The 23,295-nt window shown below is 49.6% G+C and carries 22 protein-coding genes and 1 other annotated feature; of the genes, 19 read left to right on the forward strand and 3 right to left on the reverse strand.

Annotated features, from left to right (window positions below):
- The first annotated feature begins 8 nt into the window (after positions 1-8).
- Positions 9-113 (forward strand) — a sequence feature (Trp leader region).
- Between the two features lie 31 nt (positions 114-144).
- The 7 genes from DUT67_RS11020 (at position 145) to DUT67_RS11050 (ending at position 7,872) form a co-directional block, all read left to right on the forward strand.
- On the forward strand, positions 145-1,707 hold the full coding sequence (locus DUT67_RS11020) for an anthranilate synthase component 1 (protein WP_113631979.1): 1,563 nt from the start codon (positions 145-147) through the stop codon (positions 1,705-1,707).
- Positions 1,707-2,285: a gamma-glutamyl-gamma-aminobutyrate hydrolase family protein gene (locus DUT67_RS11025; RefSeq protein ID WP_113631978.1), complete on the forward strand. Its 579-nt coding sequence runs from the start codon at positions 1,707-1,709 to the stop codon at positions 2,283-2,285. Before DUT67_RS11020 ends, DUT67_RS11025 begins: the two co-directional genes overlap by 1 nt.
- A gap of 83 nt (positions 2,286-2,368) precedes the next feature.
- On the forward strand, positions 2,369-3,367 hold the full coding sequence (trpD, locus tag DUT67_RS11030) for an anthranilate phosphoribosyltransferase (protein ID WP_113631977.1): 999 nt from the start codon (positions 2,369-2,371) through the stop codon (positions 3,365-3,367).
- A 7-nt stretch (positions 3,368-3,374) separates the two neighbouring features.
- A complete protein-coding gene (trpCF, locus tag DUT67_RS11035; RefSeq protein ID WP_113631976.1) occupies positions 3,375-4,742 on the forward strand; it encodes a bifunctional indole-3-glycerol-phosphate synthase TrpC/phosphoribosylanthranilate isomerase TrpF in 1,368 nt (455 codons plus the stop codon).
- A gap of 13 nt (positions 4,743-4,755) precedes the next feature.
- The gene (gene trpB / locus DUT67_RS11040; RefSeq protein ID WP_173361630.1) at positions 4,756-5,949 is read left to right on the forward strand and encodes a tryptophan synthase subunit beta; all 1,194 of its coding nucleotides are present in this window, start codon (positions 4,756-4,758) and stop codon (positions 5,947-5,949) included.
- Complete coding sequence (trpA, locus tag DUT67_RS11045) at positions 5,949-6,755, forward strand: tryptophan synthase subunit alpha (protein WP_113631975.1); 807 nt, start codon at positions 5,949-5,951, stop codon at positions 6,753-6,755. Before trpB ends, trpA begins: the two co-directional genes overlap by 1 nt.
- Before the next feature lie 385 nt (positions 6,756-7,140).
- Positions 7,141-7,872 (forward strand): oligogalacturonate-specific porin KdgM family protein, encoded by a 732-nt coding sequence (locus DUT67_RS11050; protein ID WP_113631974.1) that lies wholly within the window; start codon positions 7,141-7,143, stop codon positions 7,870-7,872.
- Between the two features lie 138 nt (positions 7,873-8,010).
- On the opposite strand, the gene ompW is transcribed toward DUT67_RS11050, so the two are convergent.
- The gene (gene ompW / locus DUT67_RS11055) at positions 8,011-8,646 is read right to left on the reverse strand and encodes an outer membrane protein OmpW (protein ID WP_113631973.1); all 636 of its coding nucleotides are present in this window, start codon (positions 8,644-8,646) and stop codon (positions 8,011-8,013) included.
- Between the two features lie 348 nt (positions 8,647-8,994).
- Between ompW and DUT67_RS11060 the strand changes: the two genes are divergently transcribed.
- The 8 genes from DUT67_RS11060 to yciA all read left to right on the forward strand — a co-directional run bounded on the left by DUT67_RS11060 (position 8,995) and on the right by yciA (position 17,535).
- On the forward strand, positions 8,995-9,747 hold the full coding sequence (locus tag DUT67_RS11060) for a YciC family protein (RefSeq protein ID WP_113627529.1): 753 nt from the start codon (positions 8,995-8,997) through the stop codon (positions 9,745-9,747).
- A gap of 417 nt (positions 9,748-10,164) precedes the next feature.
- Positions 10,165-11,463 carry a site-specific integrase gene (locus DUT67_RS11065; RefSeq protein WP_223254582.1) on the forward strand — a complete coding sequence of 433 codons (1,299 nt, stop codon included), beginning with the start codon at positions 10,165-10,167 and terminating at the stop codon, positions 11,461-11,463.
- 315 nt (positions 11,464-11,778) lie between these two features.
- Entirely contained in the window at positions 11,779-12,495 is a 717-nt protein-coding gene (locus tag DUT67_RS11070) for a BRO family protein (protein WP_113631970.1), read from the forward strand.
- A 726-nt stretch (positions 12,496-13,221) separates the two neighbouring features.
- Entirely contained in the window at positions 13,222-13,938 is a 717-nt protein-coding gene (locus DUT67_RS11075; protein ID WP_113631969.1) for a KilA-N domain-containing protein, read from the forward strand.
- Positions 13,939-14,269: 331 nt separating this feature from the next.
- The gene (locus DUT67_RS11080; protein ID WP_113631967.1) at positions 14,270-14,680 is read left to right on the forward strand and encodes a hypothetical protein; all 411 of its coding nucleotides are present in this window, start codon (positions 14,270-14,272) and stop codon (positions 14,678-14,680) included.
- Between the two features lie 102 nt (positions 14,681-14,782).
- The gene (locus DUT67_RS11085) at positions 14,783-15,925 is read left to right on the forward strand and encodes a hypothetical protein (protein WP_113631966.1); all 1,143 of its coding nucleotides are present in this window, start codon (positions 14,783-14,785) and stop codon (positions 15,923-15,925) included.
- Positions 15,926-16,521: 596 nt separating this feature from the next.
- Positions 16,522-17,088, forward strand: a complete 567-nt coding sequence (locus DUT67_RS11090; protein WP_113627530.1) for a septation protein A — start codon at positions 16,522-16,524, stop codon at positions 17,086-17,088.
- Between the two features lie 24 nt (positions 17,089-17,112).
- The gene (gene yciA / locus DUT67_RS11095) at positions 17,113-17,535 is read left to right on the forward strand and encodes an acyl-CoA thioester hydrolase YciA (RefSeq protein ID WP_103860731.1); all 423 of its coding nucleotides are present in this window, start codon (positions 17,113-17,115) and stop codon (positions 17,533-17,535) included.
- A 133-nt stretch (positions 17,536-17,668) separates the two neighbouring features.
- On the opposite strand, the gene tonB is transcribed toward yciA, so the two are convergent.
- Complete coding sequence (tonB, locus tag DUT67_RS11100; RefSeq protein ID WP_113631965.1) at positions 17,669-18,421, reverse strand: TonB system transport protein TonB; 753 nt, start codon at positions 18,419-18,421, stop codon at positions 17,669-17,671.
- A gap of 253 nt (positions 18,422-18,674) precedes the next feature.
- Here tonB and DUT67_RS11105 point away from each other — a divergent pair, with 253 nt between their 5' ends.
- Both DUT67_RS11105 and DUT67_RS11110 read left to right on the forward strand, forming a co-directional pair.
- Positions 18,675-18,971: a YciI family protein gene (locus DUT67_RS11105; protein WP_113627532.1), complete on the forward strand. Its 297-nt coding sequence runs from the start codon at positions 18,675-18,677 to the stop codon at positions 18,969-18,971.
- 320 nt (positions 18,972-19,291) lie between these two features.
- Complete coding sequence (locus tag DUT67_RS11110; protein WP_113631964.1) at positions 19,292-20,965, forward strand: Tar ligand binding domain-containing protein; 1,674 nt, start codon at positions 19,292-19,294, stop codon at positions 20,963-20,965.
- 68 nt (positions 20,966-21,033) lie between these two features.
- Here DUT67_RS11110 and DUT67_RS11115 read toward each other — a convergent pair whose 3' ends face one another.
- Positions 21,034-21,210: a YciY family protein gene (locus tag DUT67_RS11115; protein WP_005968698.1), complete on the reverse strand. Its 177-nt coding sequence runs from the start codon at positions 21,208-21,210 to the stop codon at positions 21,034-21,036.
- A 195-nt stretch (positions 21,211-21,405) separates the two neighbouring features.
- Here DUT67_RS11115 and cls point away from each other — a divergent pair, with 195 nt between their 5' ends.
- The gene (cls, locus tag DUT67_RS11120) at positions 21,406-22,866 is read left to right on the forward strand and encodes a cardiolipin synthase (RefSeq protein ID WP_048260174.1); all 1,461 of its coding nucleotides are present in this window, start codon (positions 21,406-21,408) and stop codon (positions 22,864-22,866) included.
- A gap of 55 nt (positions 22,867-22,921) precedes the next feature.
- Positions 22,922-23,245, forward strand: a complete 324-nt coding sequence (locus DUT67_RS11125) for an HI1450 family dsDNA-mimic protein (RefSeq protein ID WP_005968702.1) — start codon at positions 22,922-22,924, stop codon at positions 23,243-23,245.
- The last annotated feature ends 50 nt before the right edge of the window (positions 23,246-23,295 follow it).

Genomic DNA, 23,295 nt, shown 5'->3' on the forward strand with positions numbered 1-23,295 from the left:
TGATGAAACATGGTTGGTGGCGCGCTTCCCTATCGCGGGTGGACTAATCACGCATCGCTGTTATCACACATGCAGATATTCCCAGACCCGCTTAACTAAGCGGGTTTTTTATTTGATGGGCACAACATTTAACGGGTAGCAAGAATGCAAACAACACAACCTAAACTGGAACTGCTGCGTACTGAGGCCGTTTATCGTAACGACCCCAGCGCCATCTTCCATCAGCTTTGCGGTGCCAGACCTGCCACGTTGCTGTTAGAGTCGGCTGAAATCGACAGCAAGGAAAACCTGAAAAGCCTGTTAATCATTGATAGCGCACTGCGCATCACCGTTCTCGGCCAGCAGGTTTCCGTTCAGGCATTAACCGCAAACGGTGCCAGCCTGCTACCACTTCTGGATGCTGCGCTGCCTGTGGAAATTATCAATCAGCCGCGTCCTAACGGTCGTGAACTCACATTTCCACTGGCAGACGACATGCAGGATGAAGATGCTCGCCTACGTTCGCTGTCCGTGTTTGATGCCCTACGCCAGATTCTGACGCTGGTTGCCTGCCCAACGGACGAGCGTGAAGCCATGTTCCTTGGTGGCCTGTTCGCCTACGATCTGGTCGCTGGGTTTGAAGCATTGCCTGCGCTAAGCCAGCAGCAGCGTTGCCCGGATTTTTGCTTCTACCTAGCAGAAACCTTGCTGGTGCTTGACCATCAAAAGCGCGTGACCGACCTACAAGCCAGCCTGTTTACACCAAGCCACAGCGAAAAGCAGCGTCTGCAACAGCGTCTGGAACAATTGCAACTTCAGCTCACTCAACCGGCTCCAGCCCTGCCGCGCCAACCTATTGAAGACATGACGCTGAGCTGTAACCAGAGCGATGAGGCCTTTGGTGACGTTGTCAGCCAGATGCAGGAAGCTATCCGCATCGGTGAGATTTTTCAGGTCGTGCCGTCACGCCGTTTCTCTCTGCCGTGCCCTTCACCGCTGGCCGCCTACCAAACGCTAAAAGATAACAACCCTAGCCCTTACATGTTTTACATGCAGGATCAGGATTTCACGCTGTTCGGTGCCTCGCCGGAAAGTTCGCTGAAATACGATGCTGACAGCCGCCAAATCGAAATTTACCCAATTGCCGGTACTCGTCCGCGCGGTCGCCGTGCGGATGGTTCACTGGATCGCGATCTCGATAGCCGCATTGAGCTGGAAATGCGTACCGACCATAAAGAACTGGCCGAACATCTCATGTTGGTGGATTTAGCCCGTAACGATCTGGCGCGCATCTGCCAGCCAGGTAGCCGTTACGTTGCTGACCTGACCAAAGTGGACCGCTATTCCTTTGTGATGCATCTGGTTTCCCGCGTCGTTGGCACACTGCGTGAAGATTTGGATGTACTGCACGCCTATCGCGCCTGCATGAATATGGGCACGCTGAGCGGCGCACCGAAAGTTCGGGCAATGCAGTTGATTGCAGAAAGTGAGAAAACCCGACGCGGCAGCTACGGCGGCGCGGTGGGCTACTTCACCGCTCACGGCGATCTGGATACCTGTATCGTCATTCGCTCCGCCTATGTCGAAGACGGTATTGCCACCGTTCAGGCTGGCGCGGGCGTGGTTCTTGATTCTAATCCGCAGGCCGAAGCCGACGAAACACGTAATAAAGCCCGCGCCGTGCTGCGAGCTATTGCCAGTGCGCACCATGCAAAGGAGATCTTCTGATGGCCGACATCCTGCTGCTCGATAATATCGACTCATTCACCTACAACCTGGTGGATCAACTGCGTGCCAGCGGCCATCAGGTCGTGATTTACCGTAATCATCTGCCTGCCGACGTCATCATCACGCGTTTACAACAGATGGAAAAACCGATTCTGATGCTCTCTCCCGGTCCTGGAACACCAGCCGAAGCAGGCTGTATGCCTGAGCTGCTGCAACGCCTGCGTGGTCAGTTGCCGATTATCGGTATTTGCCTCGGCCATCAGGCCATCGTAGAAGCCTACGGCGGCCATGTCGGTCAAGCGGGTGAAATCCTGCATGGCAAAGCGTCTGCCATTGACCACGATACCAGCGGCATGTTTAGCGGTTTACCTCACCCATTGCCCGTTGCCCGCTACCACTCATTGGTTGGCAGTAACATTCCTTCTACGCTGACCGTCAACGCACACTTCAACACGATGGTGATGGCGGTGCGTAACGATGCGGATCGCGTCTGTGGTTTTCAATTCCACCCTGAGTCGATCCTGACCACACACGGCGCTCGACTGCTGGAACAAACGCTGGACTGGGCACTGGCTTAACGAGGGATACGATTATGCAACTGTCTTCTACGCAACAGCCTTCTAAGGCACGAGTACCGTCTACTGCTCAGGATGTATTTATCATGCAAAACATACTGGAAAAATTATACCGCGCGGAAAGTATCAGCCGTCAGGAAAGTCAGGCGCTGTTTGGTGCCATTATCCGCGGTGAGCTGGAAGCCAGCCAACTGGCAGCGGCGTTGATTAGCATGAAAGTACGTGGCGAACATCCCGATGAAATCGCCGGGGCCGCTGCGGCATTACTGGCCGATGCTCAGCCGTTTCCGCGCCCTGACTATTTATTTGCCGATATCGTCGGCACGGGCGGTGACGGCACGAACAGCATTAATATTTCAACCGCCAGTGCATTCGTTGCCGCCAGCTGTGGCCTGAAAATCGCCAAACACGGCAACCGCAGCGTGTCTAGCCGTTCCGGTTCATCCGACTTGCTCTCCGCTTTCGGTATTAAGCTGGATATGAGCGCGCAGGATTCACGTCAGGCGCTAGACGATTTGGGTGTGTGTTTCCTGTTTGCTCCGCAATATCACCTGGGTTTTCGCCATGCTATGCCGGTTCGTCAGCAGCTCAAAACCCGCACCGTCTTCAACGTGTTGGGACCGTTGGTTAACCCAGCACGCCCACCGCTGGCGCTGATTGGCGTATATAGCCCCGAATTAGTCCGCCCTATCGCCGAAACGCTAAAGGTGCTGGGCTACCAGCGTGCCGCAGTGGTACACGGCGGCGGAATGGACGAAGTTGCGGTTCATGCACCCACGCAGGTTGCCGAGTTAAATAACGGCGAGATCGAAACCTACGAACTGACGCATCGCGATTTCGGTCTGGATGCGCACCCGCTGTCAGCATTGCAAGGCGGTACACCGGAAGAAAATCGTGACATTCTCGCGTCGCTGCTACAAGGTAAAGGTGAACGCGCGCACGCCGCTGCGGTTGCCGCCAACGTTGCATTGCTCCTGAGATTGTTCGGACAAGAAGATCTGCGCCAGAATGCGCAACAGGCACTTGAAGTCATTCATAGCGGGCAGGCTTATCAGCGTGTTATCGCCCTGTCCGCCAGAGGATAATAGAACCATGCAGGAAACCGTCTTACATAAAATTGTGCGTGATAAAGCACTCTGGGTTGCGGAACGAGAGAAAGCGCAGCCGCTGGCCTCTTTTCAGCATGAGATCGTTCCCAGTCAGCGCGACTTTTATCAGGCGCTGAAACAGGATAAGCCCGCTTTTATTCTGGAATGCAAAAAGGCGTCGCCGTCGAAAGGGTTAATCCGCGACGATTTTGACCCAGTAGCGATTGCTCAGGTCTATAAAGATTATGCGTCCGCCATTTCCGTTTTAACCGATGAGAAATATTTTCAGGGCGACTTTGCCTTTCTGCCACAGGTCAGCGCGGCAGTACATCAGCCGGTGTTGTGCAAAGACTTTATTATTTCGCCCTACCAGATCTATCTGGCGCGCTACTATCAGGCCGATGCCATTCTGCTGATGTTGTCGGTGCTGGACGACGAGCAGTATCAGCAACTGGCCGAGGTGGCGCACAGCCTAAAGCTAGGCGTGTTGACGGAAGTCAGTAATGAAGAAGAGCTACAGCGCGCCATTCAGCTTGAGGCCCGTGTCGTCGGGATCAACAACCGCGACCTGCGCGATCTCTCCATTGACCTCAACCGTACTCGGACACTCGCCCCGCGTCTGCCCGCTGGCGTAATCGTGATCAGTGAATCCGGCATCAACCGCCATACGCAGATTCGTGAACTCAGCGCGTTTGCTCAGGGATTCTTGATCGGCAGTTCGCTGATGTCCGAGCCGGATCTGAACGGTGCAGTACGCCGCGTCATTCTAGGTGAGAACAAAGTCTGCGGCCTGACGCGTGCAGTAGATGCACAGGCAGCCTATCAAGCGGGTGCACTCTACGGCGGATTAATCTTCGTCGCCAGTTCTCCACGCTATATTGACGCCAAACAAGCCACCGATGTCATCACCGGAGCCCCACTACGCTATGTCGGTGTTTTCCGCAATGCGCCCGTCGAACATATCGTTGCTATCACGACGCAGTTGGGGTTAGCGGCTGTTCAACTACATGGCGATGAGGATCAACAGACGATCGACCAGCTACGCCAGCAATTACCTGCAGCGTGCCAAATTTGGAAAGCACTGAGCATCACGGATGTGATGCCAGAGCGTAATCTCACTCACGTCGATCGCTACGTGTTTGACAACGGTCAGGGCGGCAGCGGTAAAACTTTCAACTGGTCGCTGCTGGACAATCAGTCACTGGATAACGTGCTGTTAGCCGGAGGACTGAATAGCGATAACTGCGCGCTGGCGGCACAGCAAGGCTGCGCAGGGCTGGATTTCAATTCCGGGGTGGAAAGCGAACCGGGGAAAAAAGATTCACATAAAATTGCTGCCGTTTTTGCGACGTTACGTCAGCAGCAACACTAAAACAGACGGGAAAATTATGACATTACTCAACCCTTATTTCGGTGAATTCGGCGGACAGTTTGTTCCGCAGATCCTCATCCCGGCGTTGCGCCAGCTGGAAGAGGCTTTCGTCAGCGCACAAAAAGATCCTGAATTTCAGGCTGAATTTACCGATCTGCTGAAAAACTATGCGGGTCGCCCGACAGCATTAACCCTATGCAAAAACCTGACGGCTGGGACGAAAACCAAGCTGTACCTGAAGCGTGAAGATCTGCTGCACGGCGGCGCGCACAAAACGAATCAGGTGCTTGGACAGGCATTGCTGGCTAAGCGCATGGGTAAAAGTGAAATCATCGCTGAAACCGGTGCGGGCCAACACGGCGTCGCGACGGCGCTAGCTTGCGCCCTGCTTGGCCTGAAATGCCGCGTTTATATGGGTGCAAAAGACGTTGAGCGTCAGTCGCCGAACGTCTTCCGCATGCGCTTGATGGGTGCAGAAGTGATTCCAGTTCATAGCGGTTCCTCCACGCTGAAGGATGCCTGTAACGAAGCGCTGCGTGACTGGTCTGGCAGCTATGAAACGGCACACTATCTGCTGGGAACGGCGGCAGGTCCGCATCCTTACCCAACTATCGTACGCGAATTCCAACGCATGATTGGCGAAGAGACGAAAGCGCAGATCCTGGAAAAAGAAGGTCGCTTGCCAGATGCGGTGCTGGCCTGTGTCGGCGGTGGATCTAACGCAATTGGCATGTTCGCTGATTTCATCGACGATACTCACGTTCGCCTGATCGGCATTGAGCCGGGCGGCTTAGGCATTGAATCTGGCCAACACGGTGCGCCGTTAAAACATGGCCGCGTCGGTATCTATTTCGGTATGAAATCCCCGATGATGCAAACGTCTGACGGACAAATTGAAGAGTCGTACTCTATTTCCGCTGGGCTGGATTTCCCATCCGTAGGGCCGCAGCACGCCTACCTGAACAGCATCGGCCGTGCAGACTACGTTTCGATCACCGACGATGAAGCGCTGGATGCCTTCAAAGCGCTCTGCCGCGGTGAAGGTATTATCCCTGCACTGGAATCCTCCCATGCGCTGGCACACGCCTTGAAGATGATCAAAGCAGAGCCGGAGAAAGAGCAACTGCTGGTCGTCAACCTGTCCGGCCGTGGTGATAAAGACATCTTTACCGTGCACGATATTTTGAAAGATCGGGGAGAAATCTAATGGAGCGCTACCAACAGCTGTTTACACGCCTGTCAGAGAAAAAAGAAGGCGCGTTCGTCCCCTTTGTCACGCTAGGCGATCCGTCCCCTGAGCAGTCACTGAAAATTATCGATACGTTGATTGCCGCCGGTGCCGATGCGCTAGAGTTGGGAGTCCCCTTCTCTGACCCGCTAGCGGACGGCCCAACCATTCAGGATGCTAACCTGCGCGCCTTTGCCGCAGGCGTCACGCCAGGGCAATGTTTCGAAATGCTGGCGACTATACGTCAGAAATACCCAGAAATTCCGATCGGTTTGCTGATGTATGCCAATCTGGTTTTCAGCAACGGCATTGATGCGTTTTATCAGCGCTGTGCAGAGGTTGGCGTCGATTCAGTTTTAGTAGCGGATGTTCCCGTCGTGGAATCTGCCGCTTTCCGTACGGCAGCGCTGCGACACGGCATTGCTCCTATCTTTATCTGCCCACCCAATGCCGATGATGAACTTCTGAGAGAGATCGCCTCTTATGGCCGTGGCTATACCTATCTGGTTTCACGCGCAGGCGTAACCGGGGCAGAAAAGCGTGCTCAGTTGCCGCTGAATCATCTGGTGGCCAAACTGAACGAGTATCATGCTGCCCCACCGCTACAGGGATTTGGCATTTCTGACCCTGCCCAAGTGCGTGAAACCATAGCGTCAGGTGCCGCGGGTGCCATTTCCGGCTCTGCGATCGTACGGATTATCGAAAAAAATCTGAACCAGCCCGATGTCATGCTGTCAGAGTTACACACCTTTGTGAGTGAAATGAAAGCGGCTACGCGTTCATAACACCTTTCAGGCGCGTGATTTGTATTTCACGCAAGCAATGTCGCGCGCCAAATAGTGTTTCAAATTATTTCTTATTTAATTAACGAAAAATATATTCAATTATTATTTAATGTCTAATTCATTATAAATGTAAGAATTGATTTCAAATTGAAATAATTATTTACCCCCATTTTAAAGAAATAAATAAAATAACCATTATTTTTTAAACCGCATAAATCCCACCAATAAAATACGAAGAAAATCACATAATTGAGATCATTTGAAATTTTCTCTTTTTAACGATCTTGTTCACATTACTGTAAGAAATAATAAATAGAATGGAACCGCTGAACAAAAGTGGCAGCGCGTTTTTAAATAATAATTCTCTTTGACTTGGGATAATAAAATGAAAGTTAAAATATTGACGATGGTGGTAACCTCCTTAATCAGCTTAAGCTCCATGGCGGTGACGATTGATTATCGTCACGAAATGAAAGATACGGCAAAGAACGATCATAAAGATCGCCTGCTGATGTCCCACCGTTTTGATAACGGTTTTGGCCTGTCAATGGAAGCCAAGTGGGGTCAATCTGACAGCGATAAAAAACCAAATAAACCGTTTAACGAAACTGTCAGCAACGGCACAGAAGTGACCGCCAGTTACCTGTACAAGTTTGATAAAACTTTTGGGCTGGAAGGTGGTTTAAACATGGTTTCCACTTCCAATAACAATAACTATCGTCCATATATCAAAGGAACGGCCAACATCACCGATTCCCTGTACTATGGTCTGCGTTACCGTGCCTCCTATCTGCGTAACAGCAATAACATCGGTAACCCGAATTCTGCTACAAACCCTACTGCTATCACTGGCTACACCATCACCAGTACACTGGGTTATAAACTGCCAGCCAACTTTGTGGTTGAATACGAATTCGAATACAACAAGAACAACAAAGCAGGCGCTCCTTGGTATTTGTCTGATAGCGAGAATTATGAAATGAGCCACGATATTAAATTGGCTTACAAATTCGACAAAAACTGGACACCTTATGCGCAGGTCGGTAACGTCAAAGGCAGTACAATCACTGACGAACGCCAGACTCGCTACCGTGTTGGTGTTCAGTACAGTTTCTAATGGTTAACGCCATTTAGAAAATAGCTTCAATAGTAAATAGTATTTCTTTATTGGTTTGTTATTTCCTGTCTATAAAAACGGCGAAGTTATTAACTTCGCCGTTTTTTTATTCTTCTTCGCACAAGATTACGTTCGTAATCAGAAACGATAACCTGCACCAATCATAAACGCCCACGGGTCGAGACGGGTATGCACGCTTTGCTGATCGTTACCGGCTTTAAATTTCGCATCGGTATCAATATCCATCCACCACACGGACATATTGAGCAGCCAGTTCTTATCCAGGTTGTAATCCAATCCAGCCTGAGCAGCAATACCCCAGGAGTTTTTCAGGCTCAGATCGCTTAGCCCTGCACTTTTCCCTGTATCATTAAATTTCTCATCGAAGAACAGGGTGTAATTCACACCTACGCCGAGATACGGGCGCAGCGTATCTTCTTTATCACCAAAGTAATATTGTGCTACCAGAGACGGCGGCAAATGTTTCACTTCCGCAATTGTCCCAGTGCTTTGCAAACCGACTTTGTGGTTAAACGGGGTTGCAGCCAGCAATTCAACACCAATGTTATCCGTCACCATGTAGCTGAAGGTCAGACCCAACTGAGTATTGTTATTAACCTGAAACGATCCCAGGCTACCCAGCACGTTATCTGAGCTTTCAACGGGACGTACCGTCGTTGCTCCTGCCCGTACAATGAAATCACCCGCTTGATGAGCCTGCGCCAATGCGGGCATTAATGCCGCCGCCAACAATAAGAAAGATGTCTTTTTCATTACCCACTCCATATATAGGGTTTAAATTTCGAGCGAAATATACCCCTAAGTAGGTATTCTTGTTTTAAGCCAGATCACATCTTTTAAAGATTCCACGCCCAAATTGAACTGAATCATTTATCACTAACCAATTAAATTTCATGGAATTGATCCAGATCAAAAACCGCTTGGCGCCGTAAAACACGTCACCGATAACAAGGAGAACGACTATGGGTAGCAATGTCACATTGATCTTGAGTGAAGGGAAAAGCAGCATTGTATCGTTGACGGGGTGCCACAGCGCGGATTAACAGGTTACAATCGCGAGTTAAGTTCTTTCGGTCGATTTATCTTTTTCAAGGAGCCTGCATGCCTATCACGGCTAACACGTTGTACCGTGACACAATGAATTTTACCCGTAACCAGTTCATCAGCATCTTAATGATGTCACTGTTGACGGCATTCATTACTGTCATACTGAATCATGCGTTATCGCCTTCTGGAGACGAGTTACAGATTCTGAGCAGTTCCAGCAGCGATCTGTCATCTTCTGTCGAATCTGGCTTAATGGATTTGATTCAGCAAATGACACCGGAACAACAAACCGTGTTGCTGAAAATGTCAGCGGCAGGCACTTTTGCTGCGTTAGTGGGCAACGTACTGCTGACGGGCGGGGTTCTGATGTTAATCCAGTTGGTTTCTGACGGACAACGCACCAGTGCCCTGCGCGCCATTGGCGCATCCGCACCTTTTTTACTGCGTCTGCTTTTCCTCATCCTGCTGTGCACCCTGCTCATCCAGCTTGGCATGATGCTTCTGGTCATTCCTGGCGTGTTGCTGGCTATTGCGCTGAGTTTGTCACCCGTGATTGTCGTCACTGAAAGAAGCGGGATTTTCAGCGCCATCAAAACGAGCACCAAACTGGCCTATGGCAACTTACGTGCCACCGCACCTGCCATCGTGATGTGGCTGCTGGCTAAAATTGCTATTTTGCTGATCGTGTCAAAGTTACCGATTTCCTCACCCACGGTGCTCAGCATAGTTCTGAACGGGTTAAGCAATCTGATCTCCGCTATCCTGCTCATTTATCTGTTCCGCCTTTATATGCTGCTGCGCGCTTAATTTCTCGTATTCCGCCTATGCCACTGCTCTGTGGCATAGGCCTCGCCAAATCCCCGTTCGCTATCTACCCAATCGTAATTTTCTGCAAATCATGTGAGATTCCTACTAAGGACTGCTTAGAGATCTGAGCTTCTATTCACTTTAAGAGAGCTTACGGTCAACTTAATGAATATTAACTCACACTTACTGCATAATAATTCACTCGACTTTGTGTCCCTATCTGTTAGGTCTAAAGGAATCACTCAATGCCCTGACATAAAGGTGACACAAAAAGCCCACATAGCGCTGGGAACCTTAGCGACTCCTCAGCTAGTCCGTAGGCGCTCTGGACGTTACACTATCCGTCTACGCTTAAAGGGCCACGCCAAGCCATTCATATCAGTATCGACCAGAACCACTAACAGGAGCATCGCTGTAATGCGTCAGAAAGAACTTGCTACCACCGCTAAGGCTTTCCTATTGGATAACCCTGAGGTGAGCAAAGAGGAGCTTAGAGAGCATCTGAAAGCTATGGCTGAATGGCTACTGACTGAGGCGACCGATGATTACTGGAATGGTCTCGATATAGCGTGGCTAGAAGATGCCAAGGTTAATCTGCGTAATATAGCCGCCACTGAGAGACTGAGCGCGGTCCAACAGGCCCACATAGTGGAATCCCTGAAGGTCCTAGAGGCAGGCCAGAAGCGTGTTGATTATGGCGATGCGACTGGTCTACTAGATTTCGTTGCTGACAATGACACTGATAGCGCCAATAACCATACTCAAGGGTCAACTATTGGCGTCCTCTCGTCAAATCTGGAGAATCAGCAAGGTGGTAGCTCGTCAGTTTTCGCCTATGACGACCTTGTCAGCATGACATTAGCCGAGAAAGTAACCACTCTGGCAACTTCAAGCTATCGAGACCTTCAGTCATCATTTAGTACCGTAAGGGGCTACGCTCCAGTGGACCTTATGGACCGCTCAGCGTGGCTTAAAGCGCGTGATGAATTGTTAGCGAATGGCAAAGCAGCAATCACAGTGAACAAGCTGTTTGTTAAGGTGCGCATGGCTATTGATTACGCTTTGATGAATGGTCATTTACATGGTCGCAATCCAATCGAGAAGATGAAGCTCACTAAGGACGCTGAAAGTAAACGTAGAGCGATGACCGATGAAGAAATACAGATGGTGCTTAAGGCAGCCGAAAGCGCTCCAGAGGCCCGTAGGTGGGCTGTACTGGTCTCAATCATCACAGGCGCTAGGTCTGCGGAAGTAGCACAGTTGACCAAGGAGAATATCGTAGTAGTCGATGGTATCACCTGTATCGATATCAACGATGATGAAGGTAAGAAGGTGAAGAACAAGCATAGCATCCGGCTTATACCGCTAATTGATGGTGCTTATGGCTTCAACCTTGAGGCGTTCCTTAAGTTCGTCAACACAAGGGAACCTAAGACCGCTATCTTTGGGATGACTGCGGGAACCTATACGGCTTACTTTGGGCGAAGCATAAAAGGCTCCATAGACGCCCTGAAAGACACTAAGAACGTCTGTATGCATAGCCTCAGGCATTCCCTTACAGGGAAGCTTAAAGCGGCTGGTGTACCTCTTGCAGACGCTCAAGGAGTCTTAGGGCACAGCTCACAGAGCATCACCTATGACCTGTACGGTAAGGGTCATGCGATTGGGCGGTTGAGTGATGCGTTGAGGTTAGCGTTGAGTGGTACTGGTCAATAAAATATTGGAGATTGCACCGCTTAAAGGGTATCTCAAGGCAGGATTCGCGGGCATCCATAAGTCAAAAAAGTGACACTGTTACATTGATGATATTCATTGATGCCCGCACAAACCAACTAAGGCTATGACTCACTTAAGGGCTTCTATAGAAGAACAAGTGTGTAGCTTTAAGCACACCTCGCGTTATCCATCAGGCGAACGTCTCCTTTGCGACAACTTTAAGGCAGTCGCTCTGAACCACGCATTGCCAGTCGATAAGCGCCTTGATGCACAATTCTTAATGGGCTAAGAGGGTAGTCTTCAGGTAGTCGCCACATGAGGTGGCTACCGAGAGAATATCTTAATGAAAACAACCAAACGATGAACACAACTAACACCATCAAATTATCCTTAATGACATTCGCAGGCCTGCCGCTGGAAGTTATCACAGGTCATCCAGACCATGAGTTGCTCTTTAAGGCAACACAGGTTGCGCGTGTAGCTGGTCTTAAGGACCCAGCTCAGGCTGTGCGCCTATTCTTACAGAAAGATGTATCTGGAAAAGCCTTACAGGTCAATGAGTTGCAGTCTAAGATCGCTAATTGCGCGATCTTAAAGGATTGCCCACGGTGGCGTAATGTTTGGCTGTTCGATGAGGCGGCTGTGTATTCAATGATTCTACGTGGACGCTCTGAAGCCTCGAAGCCATTCCGCAAGTGGGTAACCGAGGAGGTCTTACCATCCATTCGGAAAACTGGAAGCTACAACGTTGAGACCTCAGAGACACCTGAAGGTATCCAGTTTGCAGCAGAGTTCTCCGCGATGCGCCTCATGCTTAATGACCTGCGTGATGAGGTTGCGGGTCTTAAGCAGACAATCCTAGAGTGGAAGATACCAGCGCCCATGCAGGTTATCGCTAAGTCTCCTTATGAGGGACAAGCCAAGGCCAACGTGTTCCATGCGATTAGCGCTAAGCAGTACAACGAGTGCGCTGAGGGTCTAGGCGTTTCTAGGCTGGTCTCTGAGATAGGCGTGACACCGTCACATTGGTAGCATCTTCCAATACTCCTGAAAGCCACAAGGTCTTTATATTCAATCACTTATATCACGAAGGCACTTCAAGGAATCCAGAGGGTCCGTGAGAAGTTATTCTTGAGATAAAATATCAATAAAAACATAGTGTTATGACCACCAAGTATTAACGACTCACTATTAGGCCCAGAGCTAAGCCTAGAGATAAAACCTTAAAGATGGCCCAGAGATATTCTTAAAGCTCCCTCAAGGATTGTTTATCAATAGATAATATTAACAAAGATGACTAAGCCTAGAGACCCTTACTAAGACAGCTTAAGGAGAACCTGATAGCCGACCTCCAGCAATAACGACTCACTATAAGATAGAGCCTAGAGATTCTTAAAGCCCATCCTAAAGATGCTAATTATAATTAAAATCAATAACTAAATAATTATCTTGAAGATAAGCCTAGAGATATCAGACATGGTCACCCACCTTCATTTGGTCTATGACTCCTCAACTTTGAGTCGTCCTCATTGAGCTATTTTTCAAACTGAAACGCTAACTGGTCTCCAGCAATAACGACTCACTATTAGAGCAACACCACGCTTCAACTTTCCACCAATCACCGAGCCTTCACACGGTTCAACCTCAAACCAGTCTTTATGCAATGCCCTTGTGCCGCTGTCAGTTCCCTTTACGTGGGGTCTGGTTGGCTGACCGTGGGTGTGACATAGGGGCATTGCATAAGGAGTACACGTAATTATGAATACATTACTACCAATCATTATCAATGGTCATTCGTTCACATGCGATGAAAATCAAATGTGGAATCTGAACGATATTTATAGAACTCTGGACCTGCCGGACAGTAAGCGCCCCTCAGAGTGGAACAACCAAGTCCGCACACAACTTGACCGCTCCGGAAATTTCCGGACCGTGAATGGTGATGGCGGTGGTACATGGGCTACGGAGAAAGGGACAATTGCTTATGCTATGTGGGTCTCGACTGATTTCTATTCATTGGTCATTGATGCTTTCGTGTTCATGCGTAATGACGCAATCATGCGGGAACGTATCGCTATACTACAGGCTGACGAAGCTAACGCTGAGTTATCTATAGCAGCCCCTAAAGCCGACATATTTGATGGGCGGTTAACCCGTGGTGGCGCTGTCCCGTGGTCATGGGCCTGCAAGTCATTAGGTCTCGCTCCTCAGATACTCAAAGAGGGCCTATTAGGCAGCGGGAAGTTCATTAAGGTTCGCAACCGTGATGACGGTATCGAGACAATCAAGCCGCCTAAAGTAGCGTTCAGCGATGGCTCTTTTGTCGCAAAAGAGGTCATGGGTAAGAGTCAGTGGCAAGTCACAGCGCGTGGATATGCTTGGATGCAGAAACATGCTCAACGCTGGCGTGGATTGATTGAGGCGCGCTCTAAAGCCAAAGCTAAAGAATACCGCCAGAAGCGTAAGGCTCTGTAATCATGACCACTCAACACCATCACAACGCCCAGATTGACCCTCGGACGCCTGAAGGTCGCCAAGCGCTCAACCTAATGACCATCAAAACATCAGCCCTTGTGAGCAAACTTGGTCTACCGCCAAAGCATGGCCGAGCAGATTATTACTCGAAGGGTGCGCTATGTCTCATGGCTGTGAGCGCCGGATTGTCCCCTAAAGACTTCTTCTAGCTTCTAGTTCCAACTATCAATCACCTCTTTTGAACTGACCGATGCGGGGAGACACCGTAGGCCTCATTGCGCCTATGGTCGACCGATAAGTTCATTCACTCAATTCAAAGGAGAACCAAATTATGTCTATCGCATACCGTAAACTTGATATCACCTTATCTGCTGACAAGGAAACCGTACTGGTATTTGGTCAGGAGTTATCTACCAAATATTTCTGTGAAGTTGTCATTCCGACCATGCTCAATGGCTGCGGTAATGATGCAGGTAAGACCAACTCAATCCTCAATGATGTTCATGCCGCTGGCCTGAATGCTGGTGATTACCTCAAGTATTCCCGTTGGTGGTCTGAGAGTAACGCACAGGCTCGTCAAGAAGCTGAGCGCAAGCGTATTGAAGCTGAACAACACCGTGAGCGTATGGCTGCTATGCACGCGACACCTGCCGAGATTGCAGCTGAGAGAGCGGAGAAAGCACGCAGAATCGAAGAAGCACAGCGTAAGTTCGGAAATAAAGGTGCCGCTTTCGGGCTGTGATTTAGCCACCTGTAAGAGCCTACAGAGCCTCCTTAAGTGGAGCCTGTAGCTCACTCACCCAGCATTCATTTATTCATTACTATTTTGAGGAGGAATTACCTTATGAACACTCGCAGCAACAACCAAATTAAACGTATCGATACGACCCAGCCTAAAGTTAAAACCTTGGATGACCTCAAGGCTCATATGGTCGATGCCAACGGTCAGAAGGTCCCCAATTCCGTATGGGGAACCGATGCCAGCCGCTCCGAAATTGTCAGCATGTCTGATAGCACTGGAGGCATTCTTAATGTTGGCTATACGGACCGCTCAGGACGCCCACAGCCATTCGGTAATGATGTTCATGATTACATCCAAGCGCTAGAGGCTTCCCTTGAGTCCACCTTTAACGATGGCGATTTCGCTGATGCGATGCAACAACACATCTTCCCGTCTGAGTTCCGACCATTTGCTTCCCTGCCTACACCGCTTAACGTGCAGCTTTTGGAGGACCGCACAGTTACCTTCAATCCTGGCGGCAAGCGTGACCGTTCTAACCTGCCTACAGCGAAAGCTATTGCTGGGTCTGCGGTGATGGTCGCCCCTGTCTTGCATGGTGATGACAATACCCAAACAGGTATCCTGTGCTCCACCGCTACCCACGTATCAGATTTCGATATGATGGGCGGCTGGACTGATGGTTCACTGCATCAAACCGTTGCAAACATGCAGCTTCAATTCTGCCGTATCATGGCTGGTAATGTCGCTAAGGTCCTTTCTAAGACCCCTGACCTTGTGACCATTGAATGCGATGCATTGAGTTCTAAGCCTAAAGACGCCGCTGAGGACCTTTTAGATTATCTGGCTATCAACCTTCCGGTTCACCTAGGGGCTACCCTTGATGCGTATGCGTTGATGGTCCCTGAGAAACTGGAAGCCGTCTTAGAGCGCGCAGCCCAACGCGCAGGCCATGAAGACGCCAGTGAGCTATTCGGCTGTACTATCATGGGCTACTTAGGTGAAGACACTGGCGTCTATTTGCTGCCTAAAGGGTTCGCTATGTTGTCCTTCCGGTCTACCAAAGCGGGCGATACTGTCAAGGTTATCGTGACCCGTGACCCTCGACGCGCAGGCTATGACGTAGAACTGATTACAGTAATCGACGTTATGGCAACGGGTTCCGTCAAAGTGAAGCAAGGTGAGTTCAACGTAGAGGCGACCGCTGAGTTTCCAGTAGTCCACCGTCTGACATTCAAGAGCGCTTAACGCCTAGCCTTTAGCCCCACATCATCGCAACTAATAGACCCTTGGAGATAAACTCTGAGGGTTTAAATCGTACTAACGAAATAGTTCATGAGTACACTTCATTAAGGAGGCCGCTATGTCAAACCTAATGCTCATCTATCTGGTCCTCCTTCTGGTGTACCACATCGTGAAAGGGGTCTAAGAAATTGTCACAAAAATCTGAGTGGGTATGTAACACTTCTTAGGTGAATAAACTCCCCCGCATGCCCTCCAGAGACACCTTAGGAAACCTTTCGGCTCCAACAAGGCCAACCCTATAGGCTCCCTGCTTTAAGGTCCTGAGGCCCGCGAGTGGAAGCTCAGAGTGACACAAGAAGTGACCCAAAGGTGACATAAACGGTTGACACCTCGGAGAGCTTAAACATAGACTGCAAGCCGCACCAAGGGATATCCTAGTGCTTCCTCAGGCTCTATCACTTCTAGTTCCTCACTGTAATTTTCTGCAAATTATTACAATATCTCGGGAATGGTGTTCCACAATAAAGGATAATGGCATGCGCTATCGGATAACTCTCGCGGGTTATGATTACGACACTGTTGAGTGATGGATTGACATAATGAAGCAACTTCTTGATTTTATACCGTTGGTCGTTTTTTTTGCGGCCTATAAACTTTATGACATCTATATCGCATCGGGTGCATTGATTGCGGCAACCGCGCTGTCACTTGTGGTCACCTGGGTGGTGTATCGCAAAATAGAGAAAATGACGCTGGTCACCTTTGCGATGGTTGTCGTTTTCGGCACACTCACGCTGGTGTTCCATAACGATCTGTTCATCAAGTGGAAAGTCACCATCATCTACGCGTTGTTTGCCATTGCCCTGCTGGTTAGCCAGTTTGTCATGAAACAGACACTGATTCAGAAGATGCTGGGTAAAGAGCTCTCGTTACCGCAGTCCGTCTGGGGAAAATTGAATTTCGCCTGGGCCATGTTCTTTCTGGTATGCGGATTGGTTAATATCTATATTGCTTTCTGGCTACCGCAAAGCGTTTGGGTCAATTTTAAAGTCTTTGGTCTGACCGGTGTGACGCTGCTGTTTACGCTGATTTGTGGCGTCTATATTTATCGCCACTTACCTAATGACCAAGAGAAATCAGAAGAAGAAAAAAGCGAGCAACAGTAATCGCGCTAAACCGAGGCATACACAATGAGCACACAAAACGTGTTACCACAGGGTGAACTGGTTCTCCGTACGCTGGCAATGCCAGCCGATACCAATGCAAATGGCGATATTTTTGGCGGCTGGCTGATGTCGCAAATGGACATGGGCGGTGCGATTTTGGCGAAAGAAATCGCCGAGGGACGTGTCGTTACTGTACGGGTTGATGGAATGTCATTCTTAAAACCTGTTGCCGTGGGCGATGTGGTTTGCTGCTATGCGCGTTGCTTACGCACTGGCCGTAGCTCTATCAACATCAACGTTGAAGTGTGGGTAAAGAAAGTGTCGTCTGAGCCGATTGGTCAGCGCTATCGGGCTACGGAGGCGTTATTCACCTACGTCGCAGTCGATGAAGAAGGCCATCCGCGTGAGCTGCCAGCAGGTAAAAGCAACTTCACACCAAGCGAGTAACGTCTGACGTCATTTTTTGGCGTAGCTGTAACACACTACCTACCCTGAATAATTAACGGATAGGAAAAACTAACGAAAACGGGGCGTCATCTTTAGCTGATGACGCCCCGTTTCTTTTTTGTCCTGACGTGAATTATTCGACGGCTGCACCGCCATCAATTTTAAAGACGATGGTCACAACCAGATCTTTACCTGGCTTGCCTGCTTCGTAACGCCATTTGCGCATCGCCTGTTTGATGTCGCGCTCAAACATATTGCGCGGTTCGGCAGAAAGCACGCGAACGTTATCAACGCGTCCAGAGTCGTCCACATCAAACTGCATTTTCACTCGACCTTCAACACGCAAAGAGAACGCGCGTGCAGGATACTGTGGCTGTGCGCGGCTCAACGGGCGCGGCCCACTTGACTGTGAACTTGCTGCGGGCGCAGGCGCCTGCTTCACTGGCGCATTATTGATATTGCGCGTCGGCTCTTCGCTGGTAAACGGCGAAGGCGGCTGTTTTTCAACGGTTGGCTCCCGCTTAACCGGCTTCGGCTGCTCAACCTTCTTCACGGGCTTAGGTTCCGGTTTAGGTTTTGGCGGCTTGGGCTTAGGCTCGGGTAATGGTATAGGAACCGGCTGCGGCACTGGCTCCGGTTCTGGAATCGGTTCCGGTTCTGGTTGCTTAACTGGCTCTGGTTCTGGCGCAGATTTGGCAGCCGGTGCCGCTTCATAAGCCGCAGGGTTAACCATCACAACGCTGATAGGCTTAGATTCCTGCGGTAATTCGATTGAATTATTAAACGATGCGTACAGCAAACCTGCAATCAGTGAACCGTGAAAACCAACTGAAAGTATGAATGGCCATGAGTAACGGCGGGTTAAAAAAAACTTTTTTTGCGGCATAGTCTGTCTTTATCCTCTTATGCCGCCCAAGTTTAAATGCAAATAGCAATCATATTCAATAACAACGCATGGAATTGTAAAAAAAAACAGAAATCGTGGGGGGATTAGTCTGGCAAATCAACCTATTGTCCTCGAACAACATCACGTATGATGATAAAAACACGTTTTTCTTACCCGATAGCGTTTGGCCACTGGGGATCTCTACCCAGTATCCCAAACGAGAGAGGGTATCTTCCTAACCAGTGAGGTCGCTATGCTCTATGTCATTTATGCTGAAGATAATGTTGATTCATTAGCAAAACGCCTGTCGGTAAGACCAGACCACCTTGCCCGTTTACAGACATTACGCGATCAGGGCCGACTGATTACCGCAGGCCCGCTCCCCGCTATCGACAGCGAAGATCCCGGTCAGGCTGGTTTTAGCGGTTCCGTGATTATCGCTGAATTCGCGTCGTTGGGCGAAGCAACAGAATGGGCCGACGCCGATCCCTATATCACAGCCGGTGTCTATCAACACGTCAGCGTGAAACCCTTCAAAAAAGTGTTTTAAGAGTCACACTCTAAATAATTCGAGTTTCAGGACAAAACGTTAGCGTTTTGAACAGCGCTTGCGCTGGCCCCGAAGGGGTGAAGCCATAAGGCTGAATAACGCGGCAAGAGAAGGAATCCCGATGAGCTTACTCAGGTAAGTGATTCGGGTGAGTGAACGCAGCCAACGTACATGCAACTTGAAGTATGACAAGTATATTGATACAGGTCATGATTGGAGGGGAAAATCATGGCCTCTTACCTCCCGGTCAAAAGCTGAAATATTTTAGTCATTTAACAGTGATAGTTTGACCGCTATTCATCTATAGAGGGTCGACAATCATGTTAATGCCTGCGATTTTGCGAAACGGAGTTGCTACTATCCGCCGCCGTCATCGCCTCAGTATTCTCTCCGGATTGTTATTGATCATTGGGTTATTTTCTTTATTACAATTGGTTTCCGTCGGCATCATTTCTCAAACGATGACGCAGGTTCGGCAGGATATTTCTGCTAACGAGAGCCTGCGCCAGCAACAAGCGTTAATGGATAAAGCGCGGATGGAAGTGATGAATGCCAGCGACAAACTGAATCGCGCAGGTATTTATCTGTTGGTAGACAAAGAAACCGGGTCTGAAGGCAGCTGGCATAGTCTGATGGATGAGGCGGAGGTGTCTCTAAAACAGGCAAAAGAACATTATCAGTTACTGGAAACCACCACGACGGCGGAAGCCGACACAACAGCATTTGTCGATCTGAAAAAGAGTTACAACCAGCTTTATTCTGGGCTTGTCGAGCTGGCTGAGGGAATAAAAACCACCAATCAGATTGATATTTTCTTTGCTGTCCCAGTTCAGGCCTATCAAAGTGATTTTACTCAGAAGTATTCACACTATCTGCAAGATACCGATGCGCTGCAAAAGCAGCATGGACAACAATTTTTATCCTCACTCGATCAAGCGAAAACCATTTTCATCACGGTGTTAGGGTTCTTACTGGCGATCGCCATTGCCGTCTGGGTTGGCGTTAATCGGGTTATTATTCGTCCTCTGACGCACATCATTGCCCATTTAAAACTGATCGCCGCAGGCGACCTTTCCCATTCGGTCAACACAGAGACACGCGGAACTCGGGAAGTTGAACAGCTCAATACCAGCGTCATCCAAATGCAGGAAGGTCTGGTGACCTTGGTTAATCAGGTTCGTCAGGGCGTTGATCACATGGTGACGCAGGTCGATCGCGTGGCTGAAGATAACCATCGGCTTTCCGAGCAGGCGAATCGTCAGTCCCACGAACTTAAAGTGACGACTGAACACGTGATTCAGCTTAGCCACCATCTCGAGCAAAACACGCAACATACCCAGCAGGCTAATTTGCACGCGGAAGACACCAGCAAAATCGCCGCGCAGGGTGAGACGATGATGAATGACGTCAAGGCGGCGATGTCGGATATTGCAGGTAGAACACGCGAAATGACGGAAGCCATTGGGATGATTGAGAACGTGGCATTCCAGACGCATATCTTGTCATTGAATGCCGCAATTGAAGCAGCGCGAGCTGGGGCGATGGGACGAGGCTTCGCCGTTGTTGCCCGTGAAGTCGGCACGCTGGCTTCGCAAAGCAGCCATTCTGCACAAAGTATTAATGTGCTGATTCGTGATTCAGACAACAGCGTAACCGCCGGAACACGGCTGGTGAACAAACTGAATGACAGCCTGCAGAATATCATCCAAACGGCAAAAGGCACTGGCACGTTCCTGAGCGAAATCTCGGAAATATCGCACCAGCAGAATGAAAGCATTCATGAAGTGACAGCCCGGCTCAGCACGCTGAACGATACAGTCAGAGAAAACGCAGGACAGGTTGAAGCCTCCGCACACACCTTCTCCTCACTGTTGGAGCAAACGGAACGCTTAAATACCTCGGTGTCGCTGTTTATTCTGCCCTCGACAGAGGCTGATGTGAACCCGATGATTGACCAGAAAGAAATAACGCAGCGCATTCCCGTGATGGGATAAGCGGAATAAGATCTGTTATGTGATAAAAAATAGCGACCATACTTCGGGTCGCTATTTTCCTCACTGGTTTACCACTCGTAGGCTACCGCATAGAGTAATGCCCGCCGTTGATGCTTCTGCTGCAAGTAACGGGCAGAGCGAATATGGCGGTAAGTACGCGATTGCGCCTCCAACCAGCGACTTCTTCTACGCTGGACCTGACGCAACATCCGCCAGCGGCCCACTTCATTCCGACTGCGTTTCATTATGCGACTCTTGTTAATCCACTCGCGCTGGGCATTATATACCCCTAATGCGTGACCACAATCGGTGAATCACCCCCTCCGTCATTCTCTTCTTATCCAATTACGCTATTTTATTCAGAGGAAAGGCATTTCCCCTTTTATAAATCTATGCGTACACTTTGTTAATTCTTTGCAGAAGGGAACTGTGCTGCTTTTATGTCGACATTTTATACCGTAATAAGTTGGTTACTGGTTTTTAGCTACTGGTTGCTTATCGCAGGTGTGACCTTACGTATTCTGATGAAACGTAGGGCCGTGCCTTCAGCGATGGCCTGGCTACTGGTGATTTATATTCTGCCACTTGTCGGCATTATCGCTTATCTTTCATTTGGCGAACTCCATCTCGGCAAACGTCGGGCTGAGCGCGCCAGCAAAATGTGGCCATCAACGGCAAAATGGCTACGTGAATTAAAGGAATATCGCCGTATTTTCGCGACGGAAAACAGTGAAGTCGCTAGCGCATTATTCCAGCTCTGTGAACGCCGACAAGGGGTTGGTGGCGTTAAAGGCAATCAGTTGCAGTTGATGACCACGTTTGATGACACGATTAAGGCGCTATTACGTGACATTGAACTCGCACGTAATAACATCGAAATGGTGTTCTATATCTGGCAGCCCGGTGGTCTGGTTGAGCAAGTCACCTCTTCTCTTATCTCGGCCGCACGACGCGGTGTACATTGCCGCATTCTGCTGGATTCGGCTGGCAGCGTTCAATTCTTCCGTCAACATCATCCTGAACTAATGCGCACCGCAGGGATAGAAGTGGTCGAAGCCCTGAAAGTGAATCTGTTTCGTGCTTTCCTGCGCCGTATGGATTTGCGACAGCACCGTAAAATTATCCTGATCGACAGCCGTATTGCTTATACCGGCAGCATGAACATGGTTGATCCCCGCCTCTTCAAGCAGGATGCTGGCGTTGGGCAATGGATTGACCTGATGGCACGTATTGAAGGCCCGGTAGCGACCACACTGGGCATTATTTACTGCTGCGACTGGGAAATGGAAACCGGCAAACGCCTGCTTCCGCCGCCGCCTGATGTTAACGTCATGCCGTTCGAACAGGAGAGTGGTCACACCATTCAGGTTATTGCCTCCGGCCCCGGTTACCCAGAAGAAATGATTCATCAGGCGCTGCTGACGTCCGTCTATTCGGCGCGCAAGCAGTTGATCATGACGACCCCCTACTTCGTGCCCAGCGATGATCTGCTACATGCCATCTGTACCGCCGCCCAGCGCGGCGTTGATGTCAGCATTATTGTTCCACACAAGAACGACTCCGTGTTGGTCGGCTGGGCCAGCCGTGCGTTCTTCACAGAACTGTTGGCCGCAGGTGTGAAAATTTACCAATTCAAGGACGGGTTGCTGCACACGAAAAGCGTGTTGGTTGATGGGCAGCTCAGCCTGGTTGGTACGGTGAATTTGGATATGCGCAGCCTGTGGCTGAATTTTGAAATCACGCTGGTGATTGACGATGCCGGATTCGGCACCGATTTAGCCTGCGTGCAGGAAGACTATATCGCCCGTTCACGCCTGTTAAACGCGACGCAGTGGCAAAATCGCCCTTATTGGCAACGTATCGTCGAGCGGCTGTTCTACTTTTTCAGCCCTCTGCTATAAATACGTGTTTTACCGTGTTCTAATAAGGCCATTGGGAATTAACAGGAATCGCTTTATGGATTTGAATAATCGCCTGACCGAAGACGAAGCATTGGAACAGGCCTACGACATTTTCTTGGAACTCGCTGCCGACAACCTCGATCCGGCAGATATTCTGCTGTTCAACCTGCAATTCGAAGAGCGCGGCGGTGCTGAGTTATTCGATCCTGCTGAAGACTGGGCGGAGCACGTTGATTTCGATCTGAACCCGGATTTCTTCGCTGAAGTCGTGATTGGGTTGGCTGAACAAGACGGTGAAGAAATTACTGATATTTTTGCTCGCGTACTGATTTGCCGAGAAAAAGACCACAAGCTTTGTCACATTCTGTGGAAAGAATAAGCCCTGTGGAAAGAATAAGTTATCTCGCCTAAACGCAAGGCGTCTCCCGC

Source organism: Pectobacterium peruviense, from assembly GCF_003312355.2.
Lineage (GTDB): Bacteria > Pseudomonadota > Gammaproteobacteria > Enterobacterales > Enterobacteriaceae > Pectobacterium > Pectobacterium peruviense.